14 protein-coding genes are annotated in these 13,950 nt (G+C 56.8%); 4 read left to right on the forward strand and 10 right to left on the reverse strand.

The annotated features are described in order from the left end of the window. Nucleotides 1–27: 27 nt before the first annotated feature. From KB892_RS01480 to KB892_RS01500, 5 genes are all read right to left on the reverse strand, one after another. The gene (locus KB892_RS01480; protein ID WP_002917914.1) at nucleotides 28–396 is read right to left on the reverse strand and encodes a DUF1090 domain-containing protein; all 369 of its coding nucleotides are present in this window, start codon (nucleotides 394–396) and stop codon (nucleotides 28–30) included. A gap of 149 nt (nucleotides 397–545) precedes the next feature. Next, complete coding sequence (gene mzrA, locus KB892_RS01485; protein WP_004218213.1) at nucleotides 546–923, reverse strand: EnvZ/OmpR regulon moderator MzrA; 378 nt, start codon at nucleotides 921–923, stop codon at nucleotides 546–548. Nucleotides 924–931: 8 nt separating this feature from the next. Then, nucleotides 932–1,594, reverse strand: coding sequence for a DedA family general envelope maintenance protein YqjA (gene yqjA, locus KB892_RS01490; protein WP_002917909.1), 663 nt, complete (start codon nucleotides 1,592–1,594; stop codon nucleotides 932–934). 341 nt (nucleotides 1,595–1,935) lie between these two features. Continuing rightward, nucleotides 1,936–2,712 carry a transcriptional regulator ExuR gene (gene exuR / locus KB892_RS01495; RefSeq protein WP_002917907.1) on the reverse strand — a complete coding sequence of 259 codons (777 nt, stop codon included), beginning with the start codon at nucleotides 2,710–2,712 and terminating at the stop codon, nucleotides 1,936–1,938. A 127-nt stretch (nucleotides 2,713–2,839) separates the two neighbouring features. Further along, nucleotides 2,840–4,141, reverse strand: coding sequence for an MFS transporter (locus KB892_RS01500; RefSeq protein ID WP_002917905.1), 1,302 nt, complete (start codon nucleotides 4,139–4,141; stop codon nucleotides 2,840–2,842). Between the two features lie 480 nt (nucleotides 4,142–4,621). On the opposite strand from KB892_RS01500, the gene uxaC reads away from it, so the two are divergent. The 3 genes from uxaC to KB892_RS01515 all read left to right on the forward strand — a co-directional run bounded on the left by uxaC (nucleotide 4,622) and on the right by KB892_RS01515 (nucleotide 8,224). Further along, nucleotides 4,622–6,034 (forward strand): glucuronate isomerase, encoded by a 1,413-nt coding sequence (gene uxaC / locus KB892_RS01505; RefSeq protein WP_002917899.1) that lies wholly within the window; start codon nucleotides 4,622–4,624, stop codon nucleotides 6,032–6,034. Between the two features lie 18 nt (nucleotides 6,035–6,052). Beyond that, nucleotides 6,053–7,540, forward strand: a complete 1,488-nt coding sequence (locus KB892_RS01510) for a UxaA family hydrolase (protein ID WP_002917898.1) — start codon at nucleotides 6,053–6,055, stop codon at nucleotides 7,538–7,540. 129 nt (nucleotides 7,541–7,669) lie between these two features. Next, nucleotides 7,670–8,224 (forward strand): YgjV family protein, encoded by a 555-nt coding sequence (locus tag KB892_RS01515; protein ID WP_002917897.1) that lies wholly within the window; start codon nucleotides 7,670–7,672, stop codon nucleotides 8,222–8,224. 15 nt (nucleotides 8,225–8,239) lie between these two features. Here the strand turns inward: KB892_RS01515 and sstT are convergent, their stop codons facing one another. The 5 genes from sstT to KB892_RS01540 all read right to left on the reverse strand — a co-directional run bounded on the left by sstT (nucleotide 8,240) and on the right by KB892_RS01540 (nucleotide 13,182). Next, nucleotides 8,240–9,487, reverse strand: a complete 1,248-nt coding sequence (sstT, locus tag KB892_RS01520) for a serine/threonine transporter SstT (RefSeq protein WP_002917895.1) — start codon at nucleotides 9,485–9,487, stop codon at nucleotides 8,240–8,242. Nucleotides 9,488–9,753: 266 nt separating this feature from the next. Next, a complete protein-coding gene (locus KB892_RS01525; RefSeq protein WP_002917893.1) occupies nucleotides 9,754–10,725 on the reverse strand; it encodes a TerC family protein in 972 nt (323 codons plus the stop codon). Between the two features lie 271 nt (nucleotides 10,726–10,996). Beyond that, nucleotides 10,997–11,986 carry a Gfo/Idh/MocA family protein gene (locus KB892_RS01530; RefSeq protein ID WP_004149902.1) on the reverse strand — a complete coding sequence of 330 codons (990 nt, stop codon included), beginning with the start codon at nucleotides 11,984–11,986 and terminating at the stop codon, nucleotides 10,997–10,999. A gap of 73 nt (nucleotides 11,987–12,059) precedes the next feature. Next, nucleotides 12,060–12,560, reverse strand: coding sequence for a M48 metallopeptidase family protein (locus KB892_RS01535; protein WP_002917891.1), 501 nt, complete (start codon nucleotides 12,558–12,560; stop codon nucleotides 12,060–12,062). 19 nt (nucleotides 12,561–12,579) lie between these two features. Next, complete coding sequence (locus tag KB892_RS01540; protein ID WP_004150936.1) at nucleotides 12,580–13,182, reverse strand: helix-turn-helix domain-containing protein; 603 nt, start codon at nucleotides 13,180–13,182, stop codon at nucleotides 12,580–12,582. A 43-nt stretch (nucleotides 13,183–13,225) separates the two neighbouring features. On the opposite strand from KB892_RS01540, the gene KB892_RS01545 reads away from it, so the two are divergent. Further along, nucleotides 13,226–13,933 carry a B3/B4 domain-containing protein gene (locus KB892_RS01545; protein WP_002917889.1) on the forward strand — a complete coding sequence of 236 codons (708 nt, stop codon included), beginning with the start codon at nucleotides 13,226–13,228 and terminating at the stop codon, nucleotides 13,931–13,933. The last annotated feature ends 17 nt before the right edge of the window (nucleotides 13,934–13,950 follow it).

Raw genomic sequence — 13,950 nt, forward strand, 5'->3', positions numbered from 1 at the left:
GGTCCGTGTTGCGAAAGTTAATGGTGATTAGTAATCCCGAGACTCCAGCGTTTTTAACTCCTGTTGCGCTTCATTGAGTTTATGCTGGCGTTTGTTAATTTTGTCCGCATCGCCTTTCTTCCGGGCTTCCTGCAGATCGCGCTGACGTTCAGCGATCTCTTCCCGCTGTTTGGCAATTTTTTGCTTATGATCGGCTTTGAGTTTACTGTCGCTACAGTTTTCCCGAACCTGACGTAGCGCGGTATTTAGCCCATCAATGCGACTTTGATTATGATGCTTTTCGGCGTAGCTGATCTCTCGTTGAATATCCTGCTCTTTTTCCTGGCAGGGAGAGGCGGCTAGGGCGCTGGCGCTAAGTGAAGTCAGGACCAGAAGCAGAGCGATGCGGTGTTTCATGGATAGTACCTTCCATTGTCTGAGGGGATACCCGGAGGATATACCCGTTCCCGTTGGTGAACGTGAATGCGTTGATTCCCGCAGGTTTAAGCATAGTAACAAATGCGGGAAACCACCAGACTGGGTTAAAAACGCAGTCTGGCGGCAGCTTACCCGAGGCGATGCGGCGCGTCGCGCAGGCGGGATAGCCAGGCGGTGGGCGAGTTATCGTCCTCCAGAAGGGCAATAATATAACCATGTGGCAGAGCGCGGCCGAGAACTTCTTTCGCCGCCGCGCCCTGGGCGGTGGAATCGAACTTAATCAGCAGACCATCCTTCTGTGGCGTGATGCTTTTAAAGCGGATGCCGTTGGCATCGAGATGATGCCAGACGGAGAAACCGTCCGGCATTCCGATACCCTGGCCAACCGGGCGTATCGCCAGCGTGGCCTCCTGCTGCTGCACCGCCAGCCAAAGCCAGAACAGGGCGCCGAGCAGAAGAGAACCACCCAGCAGCCAGCTGAACTGGCGCAGGGAAGGGCGTTTCATGACCATCATTAGCCCCGGCTTCTGTATTTTTTCTTCCACAGCACCACCAGCGAGCCGATCAGTCCGAAGACCAACAGGGCAACCGGCAGGAGCATCAGGCAGGACATCAGCTGATCTTCATACTTGAGGAATACCGGGGTTTTACCCAGCAGATAGCCAAGCGAGGTCAGGATGAGCACCCACAGCAGGCCGCTCATCCAGTTGAAAAACTGAAAACGGGCGTTATTAAGGCCGGAAAGCCCGGCGATGGTGGGCAGCAGCGTGCGTACGAAGGCGATAAAGCGGCCGATCAGCAGCGCGGAGAGCCCATGCTTATGAAACAAGTGATGCGCACGCTGGTGATAGTGCGAAGGCAGGTGTGACAGCCAGTTTTGCACGATCCGCGTATTACCCAGCCAACGCCCCTGAATATAGCTTAGCCAGCAGCCGAGGCTGGCGGCGGCGGTGAGCAGCAGCAAAGTTTCCGGAAAACCCATCGCCCCTTTGGCGATCAGCACGCCCACGAGCACGAGCAGACTATCCCCCGGTAAAAACGCGGCAGGCAATAACCCGTTCTCAAGGAACAAAATCATAAACAAGACAAAATACAGCATGCCTATCATGGAGGGATTCGCGAGCGTTTCGTAATCCTGAGCCCACAAGGCATTCAATAACTGGGTAAATAGTTCCATTCACGATTCCTGGTACATCGGTTAACGGCACGTCTGAGCGCGTGGCATATAGGGCGACAAGATTTTTATGAGATTATGGTCGCTGCTTAGGCGCTCTGAACGCTTCCCTGTATAAGACTGAAGTAAGTAAATACCTACCCCCCAGAACGACAAAATGCATCTAATTGTAACAAATCACCTGACTTTCCGTCAGAGAAATTGCAAGGTGTTGCTCGTTGATTTTGCTGATTGCGGAGATGGGAGGCGAGAGGATTTACACAGGCTGACACTATATATGACTTGCTTACTCCAGCCTCACTGTCAGACAGGCGCGCAGGGGGGCGCGCCGGAGGGATAAGGCCTTATTTCGCGCCGTTGACTGCGGTATCGAGATGAACGACTGGGTTTTCGGCAAATAAGTAGCGATCGGCATTAAATTCAAAGTCATCGCTGGTTTCGTTGAACAACATTTGCTTGGTATTTTCCAGATGCTGCCACATCGCCAGCTTGGCGGCGTTGGGATCTTTTCGCAGCAGAGCTTTCAGGATTTGATCGTGGTCGTCGCACCAGTTATCGACCGTACGCAGGTCGATATGCTCATGCAGCTTTTTCCAGTAGGGGTTATGCACGCGCTGGGTCCACATCTTTTCCACGATCGCCGCCAGCGCGCTGTTCTGCGTCGCCAGCGCCACCTGGACGTGAAACTGCAGGTCCCACTCGGAGTCGCGGAAACATTTCTCGTTACGCGCTTTCTCCTGAATCTCCATCAGCTTCATGATGTCCTGTTTGGTCACCTGAGTCGCCGCGAATTCGGCAATATTGCTTTCAATTAGCTGCCGCGCCTGCAGCAGTTCAAAGGGGCCATAGTTGGCGAACTCAAGGCTTTCATCGGCCACCTGCTGGTATTTCGGATGGTTGGAGATAACGTGGATACCCGACCCTTTGCGGACTTCGACATACCCTTCCACTTCCAGCATGATAATGGCTTCACGAACCACGGTGCGGCTGACGTTTTTTTCATCGGCGATGAAGCGCTCGGCGGGCAGCTTATCCCCTACAAGGTAGACACCTTGTTCGATGCGCGTCTTCAGCTCAGCGGCAAGCTGCTGATATAGACGGCGTGGTTCAATGATTTCCATATTCGCTCCCGGAAGATGGCGACAATATTCGATTTGTTATACCACTTTTACGCGCTTTCCACCACTGGCAGGCATGAAAAAGCCGCCTGAGAAGGCGGCTTGATCGGCGATTACCTTGCCATTCGATCTAACTCTGCGTGACCGGTTTGCGGCTGCTAAGCGGCGTCGAGTCATCGTCAGCCGGTTTGTTTTTCAGCACCGTCCAGATAACCAGCGCGCCCAGCAGGTCAAAGACGGCCAGTACCGCAAACAGCGGGCTAAAGCCGATGGTGTCAGCCAGCGCGCCGACGACCAGGGCGAACATGGTGCTCGCCAGCCAGGCGGCCATCCCGGTCAGACCGTTGGCGGTAGCGACTTCGTTACGGCCAAAGACATCGGAAGAGAGGGTAATCAGCGCCCCGGACAGCGCCTGGTGAGCGAACCCGCCGATGCACAGCAGGGCAATCGCCACGTACGGGCTGGTGAACAGGCCGATCATCCCCGGGCCAATCATCAGCAGGGCGCCCATGGTGACCACCATTTTACGCGACACGATCAGGTTGACGCCAAACCAGCGCTGGAACAGCGGCGGCAGATATCCGCCGACGATACAGCCGAGGTCGGCGAACAGCATCGGCATCCAGGCGAACATGGCGATCTCTTTCAGGTTAAAACCGTAAACTTTGAACATGAACAGCGGGATCCAGGCGTTAAAGGTCCCCCAGGCCGGCTCGGCGAGGAAGCGCGGCAGGGCGATACCCCAGAACTGACGGTTGCGCAGGATTTGCCACGGCGACATTTTCTTCGCGTTATTGGTCTGATGCTGAGACTCCTGACCGCCAATGATGTAGTCACGTTCTTCGTCAGATAATTTTTTCTGGTCGCGCGGGTGTTTGTAGAAGATAAGCCAGGCGATGGCCCAGGCGAAGCTCAATACCCCGGAGATGATGAACGCCATCTGCCAGCTGTGCATGACAATCGCCCACACCACCAACGGCGGCGCGATCATGGCGCCAATAGAGGAACCCACGTTGAAGTAGCCCACTGCGATAGAGCGCTCTTTTGCCGGGAACCACTCTGAGCTGGCCTTCAGGCCGGCGGGGATCATTGCGGCCTCCGCTGCGCCGACTGCGCCACGGGCCAGCGCCAGTCCACCCCAGCTGCCGGCCAGCGCCGTTGAGCCGCAGAATACCGCCCAGGCGATGGCGAAGAAGGCATAGCCAATTTTGGTCCCCAGAATATCAAGGACATACCCCGCGACGGGCTGCATAACGGTATAGGCAGCGGAATAGGCTGCAATGATATAGGAGTACTGTTGGGTCGAAATGTGTAACTCTTCCATCAGCGTCGGCGCGGCCGCCGCTACGGTGTTACGGGTCAGGTAGCCCAGCACGGTGCCCAGCGTCACCAGCGCGATCATGTACCAACGTAACCCTTTAATTTTACGCATGTAAACCTCATCGTCTGTTATCTTTCCGCATCAGGTGCGGCCTTTACCGAGCGCAATAAGCGGCCGGGAAAGCGAAACGGAGGATTCAGGAGGGTAGTCCCCTCTGGCCTGAACCTTACCATCAGTTGTTATGTTGAAAGTCGGTATCCATTCCGTATAAGCCGATGCCATAAGCACCGGTAATGCATTCCGTCGGTTTATATGTTGCGACGGCAGAAAGATAACTTGTCATACAACTTTAAAAGTTGAGAGCTGTCACAAAAGTGGGAAAGTTAGTGTGGTCTTTATCCCTTGCCTGGAAAGCCAGAGATGGCGCGCTCTGGCGAGGTGTTTTGCTCCAGGGCGGTCATTTTTTTATCGACGTTTATTGATCTAACTCACGAAAAACAGTTCGGTCTGTAGAAATTGGTGTGATAACTTTGTCAGCATTGTAGTCAATCATCTGAAAGGCTCCCGCACTGGAGCGAAGAGGACACGCGAATGACATCGTTTATGACTGAAGATTTTCTACTTGATACCGAGTTTGCCCGCCGTCTGTACCATGATTACGCCAAAGATCAGCCGATTTTCGACTACCACTGCCACCTTCCGCCGCAGCAGGTTGCCGAAAACTATCGCTTTAAAAACCTGTATGACATCTGGCTGAAAGGCGATCACTATAAATGGCGCGCAATGCGCACTAACGGCGTGCCGGAGCGTCTGTGTACCGGTGATGCGTCCGATCGCGAGAAATTTGACGCCTGGGCGGCCACGGTTCCACACACTATTGGCAACCCGTTATACCACTGGACCCATTTAGAGCTGCGTCGACCTTTTGGTATTACAGGTAAGCTGTTGTCGCCATCCACCGCCGATGAGATCTGGGACCAGTGTAATGATTTGCTGGCTCAGGATGCCTTCTCCGCCCGCGGAATCATGAAGCAGATGAATGTGAAGATGGTCGGTACCACCGACGATCCGATTGATTCTCTTGAGCACCACGCGGCTGTCGCCAAAGACAACTCCTTTGACATCAAAGTGCTGCCGAGCTGGCGCCCGGATAAAGCCTTCAACATCGAGTTGGCGACCTTCAATGATTATATGGCTAAGCTGGGCGAGGTATCCGATACCGATATTCGCCGCTTCGCTGACCTGCAAAGCGCCCTGACCAAACGTCTGGATCATTTTGCCGCACACGGCTGCAAAGTCTCCGATCATGCGCTGGACGTGGTGCTGTTTGCCGAAGCGACCGACGCCGAGCTGGATGACATTCTGGCGCGCCGCCTGGCTGGCGAGACCCTTAGCGAACACGAAGTGGCGCAGTTCAAAACCGCGGTGCTGGTGTTCCTCGGCGCAGAGTATGCCCGTCGCGGCTGGGTCCAGCAGTACCACATTGGCGCGCTGCGTAACAACAACCTCCGTCAGTTCAAACTGTTAGGGCCAGACGTCGGCTTCGACTCGATCAACGATCGTCCGATGGCGGAAGAGCTGTCTAAGCTGCTGAGCAAGCAGAACGAAGAAAACCTGCTGCCGAAAACGATTCTCTACTGCCTGAACCCGCGTGATAACGAAGTGCTGGGCACCATGATCGGTAACTTCCAGGGTGAAGGCATGCCAGGCAAGATGCAGTTCGGCTCCGGCTGGTGGTTCAACGATCAGAAAGACGGTATGGAGCGGCAGATGACCCAGCTGGCGCAGCTCGGGCTGCTGAGCCGCTTCGTCGGGATGTTGACCGACAGTCGCAGCTTCCTCTCCTACACGCGCCACGAATACTTCCGCCGCATTCTGTGCCAGATGATCGGCCGTTGGGTGGCTGCCGGCGAAGCGCCTGCGGATATCGCGCTGCTGGGCGAGATGGTGAAAAACATTTGCTTTAACAATGCGCGTGACTATTTCGCCATTGAACTGAACTAAGGCCAGAGGTCGGTTGATATGCAATACATCAAAATCCATTCGCAGGATAACGTCGCGGTCGCGCTGACGGATATCGCTGCCGGTAGCGTGGTGACGATTGATAATGACTCGGTCACCCTCGGCCAGGATATCGTTCGCGGCCACAAGTTTGCACTGCGCGCTATCGCGAAAGGGGAAAACGTCGTTAAGTACGGGTTGCCGATTGGCCATGCGCTGGCGGATATCGCGCCGGGCGAGCATGTTCATGCGCACAATACGCGCACCAATCTCAGCGACCTTGACGCGTATCGCTATCAACCGGACCTGGTTGCCCAACCGCCACAGCCTGCGGATCGCGAAGTACAGATTTATCGTCGCGCCAACGGTGACGTCGGCGTGCGCAATGAGCTGTGGATCCTGCCGACCGTCGGCTGCGTCAACGCGATGGCCAGACAAATGCAGAACCGTTTCCTGAAAGAGACGTATGGCGCTGAGGATATCGATGGGGTACATCTCTTCAGCCACACCTATGGCTGCTCGCAGCTTGGGGACGATCACATCAACACTCGCACCATGCTGCAAAATATGGTTCGTCACCCGAACGCCGGGGCGGTGCTGGTGGTTGGCCTTGGCTGTGAAAACAACCAGGTGGAGGCCTTTCGCGAGACGCTGGGCGAGTTTGACCCGCAGCGCGTGCACTTTATGGTTTGCCAGCATCAGGACGATGAAGTGGAGGCGGGGGTTGAGCATCTGCATCAGCTGTATGAAGTGATGCGTCAGGATAAACGCCAGCCGGGCAAGCTCAGCGAGCTGAAGTTTGGCCTCGAGTGCGGGGGATCGGACGGCCTGTCGGGCATTACCGCTAATCCGATGCTGGGCCGCTTCTCAGACTATGTGATCGCCAACGGCGGCACTACCGTGCTGACCGAAGTGCCGGAGATGTTCGGCGCTGAACAGTTGTTGATGAGCCACTGCCGCGACGAAGCGACCTTCGACAAGCTGGTGACCATGGTCAATGACTTTAAGCAGTACTTTATTGCTCACGACCAGCCTATTTACGAAAACCCCTCGCCGGGTAATAAGGCCGGAGGGATCACTACCCTCGAAGATAAGTCGCTGGGCTGTACTCAGAAAGCGGGCTCCAGCCAGGTGGTGGATGTTCTGCGCTACGGCGAGCGCCTGAAGGTTCATGGTCTGAATTTACTGAGCGCGCCGGGCAACGACGCGGTCGCCACCAGCGCGCTGGCCGGCGCCGGCTGCCATATGGTGCTGTTCAGCACCGGTCGCGGCACGCCGTACGGCGGCTTTGTGCCAACGGTGAAGATCGCCACCAACAGCGAGCTGGCGGCGAAGAAAAAGCACTGGATCGACTTTGATGCCGGGCAGCTGCTCCACGGCAAAACGATGCCGCAGCTGCTGGAAGAGTTTGTGGATGCCATTGTAGCCTTCGCCAACGGTAAACCGACCTGTAATGAGCAGAATGACTTCCGCGAGCTGGCCATCTTTAAAAGCGGTGTTACCCTGTAAAGGCGTATTTGCGTTGGCGCCCAGAGGCTTGGTTTGTGTATCGGCCTGATAGCGTAGCGCCATCGGGCTCGTAACAGCGGCGTTTCAGCCAGTGAAGCGCCGTTTGTTTTTTTCAGTCAGGGAGCTTACATGACCGCGTATTGGCTGGCCCAGGGGGTCGGCGTCATCGCCTTTCTTATCGGCATTACCACCTTTATCAACCGCGATGAACGCCGTTTCAGGCTACAGCTGGCGGTCTATAGCGCTATTATCGGCGTTCATTTTTTCCTGATGGGCGCCGGGCCGGCTGGAATGAGCGCCGGGCTCAATGCGCTTCGCACGGTCATTTCCTTACGCACCCGTAGCCTGTGGGTGATGACAGTCTTTATCCTCCTGACGTTGATTCTCGGCCTGGGTAAACTGCAGCATGCCATGGAGCTGCTGCCGATCATTGGCACCGTCGCCAGCACCTGGGCGCTGTTTCGCTGCAAAGGGCTAACCGTCCGCTGCGTGATGTGGTGCTCCACCGCCTGCTGGGTCACGCATAATCTGTGGTTGGGTTCCATTGGCGGGACGCTGATAGAAGGCAGTTTCCTGATCGTCAACGGGCTGAACATCATTCGCTTCCGCCGGATGCAAAAGCGCGGTATCGATCCGTTTAAGGTTGAAAACGCAGTACAGGAAGAGAGCCCCTCCGCCCGATAGCGGAGGGGAAAGGCGTTATCCGCGCAGGGCGTTTTTCGCCAGCTGGTCGTCTTCCGCCATGCAGGCCGCGGCGGTAAACAGGGCGTCGGTGGAGGAGTTCAGCGCGGTTTCGCAGGAGTCCTGCAGCACGCCGATAATAAAGCCAACGGCAACCACTTGCATCGCCACATCGTTCGGGATCCCAAACATATTACAGGCCAGCGGGATCAGCAGCAGCGAGCCGCCCGCCACGCCGGAGGCGCCGCAGGCGCACAGCGAAGCGACCACGCTCAGCAGCAGCGCCGTCGGCAGATCCACCGGAATATTCAGCGTATGCACCGCCGCCAGCGTCAGCACGGTGATGGTGATTGCCGCGCCTGCCATATTGATGGTCGCCCCCAGTGGAATAGAGACCGAATAGGTGTCGCGATCCAGATTCAGCTTCTCGCACAGCGCCATATTCACTGGAATGTTGGCGGCGGAACTGCGGGTGAAGAACGCGTAAACGCCGCTTTCGCGCAGGCAGGTGAGCACCAGCGGATAGGGGTTGCGGCGGATCTTCCAGAACACCAGCAGCGGGTTAATCACCAGCGCTACCAGCAGCATACAGCCCACCAGCACCAGCAGCAGCTGGGCATAGCCCCACAGGGTCTCGAAACCGGTGGTCGCCAGGGTGGAAGATACCAGGCCGAAGATCCCCAGCGGCGCAAAGCGGATCACCACTTTAACGATAAAGGTCACCGCGTGGGAGACGTCGTTGATCAGGTTTTTGGTGGTGTCGTTACCATGACGCAGGGCGAAGCCAAGCCCCACCGCCCACACCAGAATGCCGATATAGTTGGCGTTCAGCAGAGCGTCGATCGGGTTGGACACCATGCTCATCAGCAGGCCGCGCAGCACCTCAACAATCCCCGACGGCGGCGTGATGCTGTCGGCGGCGGTGGTTAAGTGCAGGGTCGAGGGAAAGAGAAAGCTGAACAACACCGCGGTCAGCGCCGCGCTAAAGGTGCCCAGCAGATAGAGAAACAGAATGGGGCGTATACTGGTTTTTTGTCCGTGCTGATGGTTGGCGATCGAGGCCATGACAAGCATCAATACCAGCACCGGCGCTACCGCTTTTAACGCGCCGACGAACAGGGTCCCCAGCAGACCGACGGCGATAGCCGCAGGCTTAGAGACCAGCGCCAACAGTACGCCAAGCACCAGGCCGATTAAAATTTGTTTCACCAGGCTGCCTTGCGCCAGGCGGGAGAGCCACCCTGATGAGGGAGTGCGTGTTGTCATAATTCATTCCTTCCAGTGATGTAGCAAGCCATCCCAGCCACGTATTATTTTTTACGTTTATGTCAGGATGTAAGTAGATGTTTGCATAGTCGAGTATACGGAAAGAAAGACTGGCGGGAAGCGTAAAATACTGTGATTTTAATATGGATCTTATTTTTTAACTGCGTAGTAACATAATTGTGACATGAGCAGGTATTCTCGTTACGAGAACGTCTGCTATAGCTGATTACCGCGCCGCCAGCGAGGGCCGACGGCGCGGTAGCAGATTACTCTGGCAGTTTGCGCTGCTTGTCGTGCTGCCTGTTGACCCAGGCGTTAATCAGCAGCGTGGCGGCCAGGATGCCGCCCACCACGCCCAGCGAGATGGCAACCGGGATATGGTAGAAGTCGACGATCAGCATCTTCACGCCAATAAACACCAGAATCACCGACAGACCGTATTTGAGCATCGAGAAGCGCTCAGCGACCCCCGCCAGCAGGAAGTACATGGCGCGCAGGCCGAGGATGGCGAACAGGTTCGAGGTCAGCACGATAAACGGATCGGTGGTGACCGCGAAGATTGCCGGGATACTGTCGACGGCGAAAATCACGTCGCTCAGTTCCACCAGAATCAGCACCAGCAGCAGCGGGGTGGCGAACAGCACCCCGTTTTTACGGGTGAAGAAGCGCTCGCTCTCGATTTTATCGGTCATCCGCAGATGGCTGCGGATCCAGCGCACCAGCGGTTTATCGCCGATGCCGGAGTCGTCCTCTTTCGCCAGCGCCATCTTCACGCCGGTAAACAGCAGGAAGGCGCCAAAGACGTACAGCAGCCAGTCGAACTGCGAAATCAGCCAGCTGCCGGCGAAGATCATAATGGTACGCAGAACGATCGCGCCCAGTACGCCATACACCAACACCCGGCGCTGCAGAGCAGGCGGTACGGCGAAATAGCTGAACAGCATCAACCAGACGAAGACGTTATCGACCGCCAGCGCTTTTTCAATCAGATAACCGGTGAGGAAGGCTAAGGCCTGCGGATCGGCGACGGCCCGGCCCTGGGTTTGCACCAGATACCACCAGAAGGCGGCGTTGAACAGCAGAGAAAGCGTGACCCAGAGGATTGACCAGCCAGCGGCCTGCTTCATGGTCATGCTATGCGAACCGCGTCGTCCCTGAAGCAGCAGGTCGATTGCCAACATGATCGCGACAACGACAGCGAATCCACCCCATAGCAACGGCGTGCCGACAGTATTCATTTGATATTCCTTACATAAAAACAAAACGGCTGACGTCGGAAGACGGCAGCCGCTGCGCTTTTATGCATAGACCTCGCCTTCCGGCAAGGTCTCACTTACAACAACCAAAGTACATCGCGATGGGCTTTGGTTATTGCCCGGCGACCGGATGCGGTATTGCACGCATCGTAATGACGATCAACCGGCAAGGAAGTTACTCCCCTTTGCACGTAACAAAATATGTCACAGGGCGGTTTTCGTCAATGGCGGCCGGTCAGGCCTTTACACTCTTTTACGCCAGCGGCTGCGTATCGGCCGGGAAGATCACCCCGGTCTGGCGACGAATTTCGCTGGACAGTTTGGCGGTGATCCGGCTCACCGCCAGGCCCGGGTGATCCACATCCTGTGTCTCCACCAGGCGCGCAAAGGTCTCCGCTTCATACAGCATGGTATTAATGTGCTGGGGCTGCGTCAGGTCCTGGGCTTTACCGCCGCGCGGCACAAACGCCAGCTTCTGACATTCGGAGATTTTTTCGATCACTAACGCGCCGTCTTCGCCCTGAATTTCACTGGGGATCGCGGAATCGCTAACTTTGGAGTGATGCAGCGTCACGTCGAAGTCGCCATAGCTCAGCACCACGGTGCCCTGGGCGTCTACGCCGCTGTCCAGCAGGCTGGCGGTGGCAAGAACGGCCCGCGGCTCGCCCCACAGCGCCACAGCGGACGCCAGGCAATAGAAGCCGATATCCATAATCGAACCGTTAGAGAACGCCGGGTTAAAGGTGTTGGGGTTTTCGCCGTCAAGGTAGCGCTGATAGCGTGAGGAGTACTGACAGTAGTTGATGAAGGCTTTGCGTAGTTTGCCCACTTTAGCGAGCGTTTCTTTCAGTAGGAGAAAGTTAGGCAGACTGGCGGTTTTAAAGGCTTCAAACAGCACCACGTTATTTTCTTTCGCCAGCGCTATCGCCGCCTCGACTTCCTGCAGGTTCGACGCCAGCGGCTTTTCGCAAATGACGTGCTTCTTATGGCTCAGGAACAGCCGGGTCTGCGGAAAGTGCAGCGAGTTCGGGCTGGCAATATAGACCGCGTCAACGTCAGGGCTCTGTGCCAGTTCATCGAGCGAGGTAAACAGATGCTCGACCGGATAGTCTTTGGCGAAGGCTTGCGCCTGTTCGAGGCTGCGGGAGTAGATGGCGGTAAGTTTATATTTGCCGGTTTCATGGGCGGCATCGACAAACTGCTTGGTGATCCAGTTTGTGCCAACAACTGCGAAACGTATCATAAACGTTGACGAACTCCGTTAAAGGGAACCTGCCGCCACTCTATCATGCCGTCATGACAAAACCAGTGCGTCACTACGCAGAACGATTTAACGAAAGGTGCGTCAGCCACAGGCGGGTGTCGAACTCCAGCTGGTGGTACTGCGGCTCCATATGGCAGCACAGCTGATAAAAAGCCTTGTTGTGATCCTTCTCTTTCAGATGCGCCAGTTCATGAACCACGATCATCCGCAGAAAGGCTTCCGGCGCGTCGCGAAATACCGTCGCCACGCGAATTTCCGCTTTAGCTTTCAGCTTACCGCCCTGCACGCGGGAAATGGCGGTATGCAGGCCGAGCGCATTGTTCAGCACGTGGATCTTACTGTCATACATCACTTTGTTGATCGGCGCCGCGCCGCGCAGAAAGCGGTTTTTCAAGTCCTGGGTGTACTGATACAGCGCTTTATCGCTGTTAACGTCGTGCCCTTGCGGATAGCGCTTTTGCAGCACCTCGCCGAGGCGGTCTTGCTCGATTAACGTGGTCACCTGCGCCAGCAGCGATTCAGGATAGCCCTGTAAATAAATGAGTTTTGTCATCGTCTTATCATTATGTCTGTCAGGAGGGCAGTTCAGCCACGGTCATGGTAAAGACCAGCGGCGCGGTACCCTCATTGCGGTAACCGTGCTCTATTTCGGTGCGGGCCACCGCCGATTCCCCGGCCGCCACCGTGCGGCAGGTCTCGCCAAGCGTCAGCGTCAGCGCGCCGGCTTCCACGTGCAGCAGCTCGAAGGTTGTTGCCGGGTGGCCAGGCGAGGCAAAGGCTTCGCCGGGCTGCATCTCCCAGCGCCACAGCTCAATCATATTCGGCCCGGCGGTGCCGGCGAGGAGCCTGGCGCTGCCCCCCAGCGGGCCTTGCCAGAGGGTGGGGATCTGCTCGGCGGGAATAATATGCAACGCGGGTTCGCTTGACACATTGACAATATCCGCCACCGAGACGCCCAGCGCGGCGGCGAGTTTGCAGAGGATCGCAATGCTGGGATTGGCGGCCTCTTTTTCCATCTCGACCAGCATACCTTTGCTGATGCTGGCCCGGCGCGACAGCTCGTCCAGCGACATTTTTTTCGCTTTACGGTAGGCCTTCAGCCGCGTGGCGACGGCGCGACTTACCTGGTCGACATCAGATCCTGAATCGGTCGTTATATTGACTTTTACGTTCATTGGTCACTATGATGAAACAAATTGGTCATTACAGGATTATCGAATGCGTAGCGTAACGCCGTCAATCGAATCTGCGGTCAGCCGCCTGGCGCCGGGCTTTCGGGCATTAAGTATTGTGGTGGAGAGCGCGCCGGTGGCCGATCCCGCCGTCGCGGAGCAGGCGCTGGCCGAGGCCTGCCTGGCGGTGCAGCAGGATGATGTGCCCTGGGCGCAAGCGCACCTGGCGGCATGGGATGAAGCGTTCAGCGCCTTCGGCGCGAAGGCGAAACGTACCCCCTGTTCGGCGCAGGCGCTGCGCAAGCGGGTGCTGAAAGAGGGGAGCCTGCCGGCCATCGATCCGGTGGTGGATATCTACAACGCGATCAGCATTCGCTATGCCGTCCCGGTCGGTGGGGAAAATCTGGCCGCCTACCGTGGCGAACCGCGGCTGGCCATTGCCCGCGGCGATGAGCCATTCGATACGCTAAAATCGGCAGAGCCGGTAGTGGAATATCCGGAGCCGGGCGAAGTCATCTGGCGGGATGATATAGGCGTAACCTGCCGACGCTGGAACTGGCGACAGGGCGTGCGCACCCGGCTGGACAGCGGCGCGCAGACGATGTGGTTTATTCTCGAAAGCCTGCCGGCGATGCCGTTGTCGGCCCTGCATGAGGCGGGAGAGCGGCTGGTAGGTTATCTGCAGCAGCTGATGCCCGGCGCTCGCGCGTCGATAACGCTGCTGCGAGCCGATGACGAGGGCGATCTACGCTGAGCGGCGATGATCAGCGA

The organism is Klebsiella sp. P1927, assembly GCF_018204675.1.
Taxonomy (GTDB): domain Bacteria; phylum Pseudomonadota; class Gammaproteobacteria; order Enterobacterales; family Enterobacteriaceae; genus Klebsiella; species Klebsiella pneumoniae.

Coding starts and splice junctions, on each gene's coding strand:
- KB892_RS01500 (WP_002917905.1), bottom strand. CDS start 4,141: ATGCGTAAAATTAAAGGGTTACGTTGGTACATGATCGCGCTGGTGACG.
- KB892_RS01525 (WP_002917893.1), bottom strand. CDS start 10,725: ATGAATACTGTCGGCACGCCGTTGCTATGGGGTGGATTCGCTGTCGTT.
- KB892_RS01515 (WP_002917897.1), top strand. CDS start 7,670: ATGACCGCGTATTGGCTGGCCCAGGGGGTCGGCGTCATCGCCTTTCTT.
- KB892_RS01480 (WP_002917914.1), bottom strand. CDS start 396: ATGAAACACCGCATCGCTCTGCTTCTGGTCCTGACTTCACTTAGCGCC.
- yqjA (WP_002917909.1), bottom strand. CDS start 1,594: ATGGAACTATTTACCCAGTTATTGAATGCCTTGTGGGCTCAGGATTAC.
- KB892_RS01510 (WP_002917898.1), top strand. CDS start 6,053: ATGCAATACATCAAAATCCATTCGCAGGATAACGTCGCGGTCGCGCTG.
- KB892_RS01530 (WP_004149902.1), bottom strand. CDS start 11,986: ATGATACGTTTCGCAGTTGTTGGCACAAACTGGATCACCAAGCAGTTT.
- exuR (WP_002917907.1), bottom strand. CDS start 2,712: ATGGAAATCATTGAACCACGCCGTCTATATCAGCAGCTTGCCGCTGAG.
- KB892_RS01545 (WP_002917889.1), top strand. CDS start 13,226: ATGCGTAGCGTAACGCCGTCAATCGAATCTGCGGTCAGCCGCCTGGCG.
- sstT (WP_002917895.1), bottom strand. CDS start 9,487: ATGACAACACGCACTCCCTCATCAGGGTGGCTCTCCCGCCTGGCGCAA.
- mzrA (WP_004218213.1), bottom strand. CDS start 923: ATGAAACGCCCTTCCCTGCGCCAGTTCAGCTGGCTGCTGGGTGGTTCT.
- uxaC (WP_002917899.1), top strand. CDS start 4,622: ATGACATCGTTTATGACTGAAGATTTTCTACTTGATACCGAGTTTGCC.
- KB892_RS01540 (WP_004150936.1), bottom strand. CDS start 13,182: ATGAACGTAAAAGTCAATATAACGACCGATTCAGGATCTGATGTCGAC.
- KB892_RS01535 (WP_002917891.1), bottom strand. CDS start 12,560: ATGACAAAACTCATTTATTTACAGGGCTATCCTGAATCGCTGCTGGCG.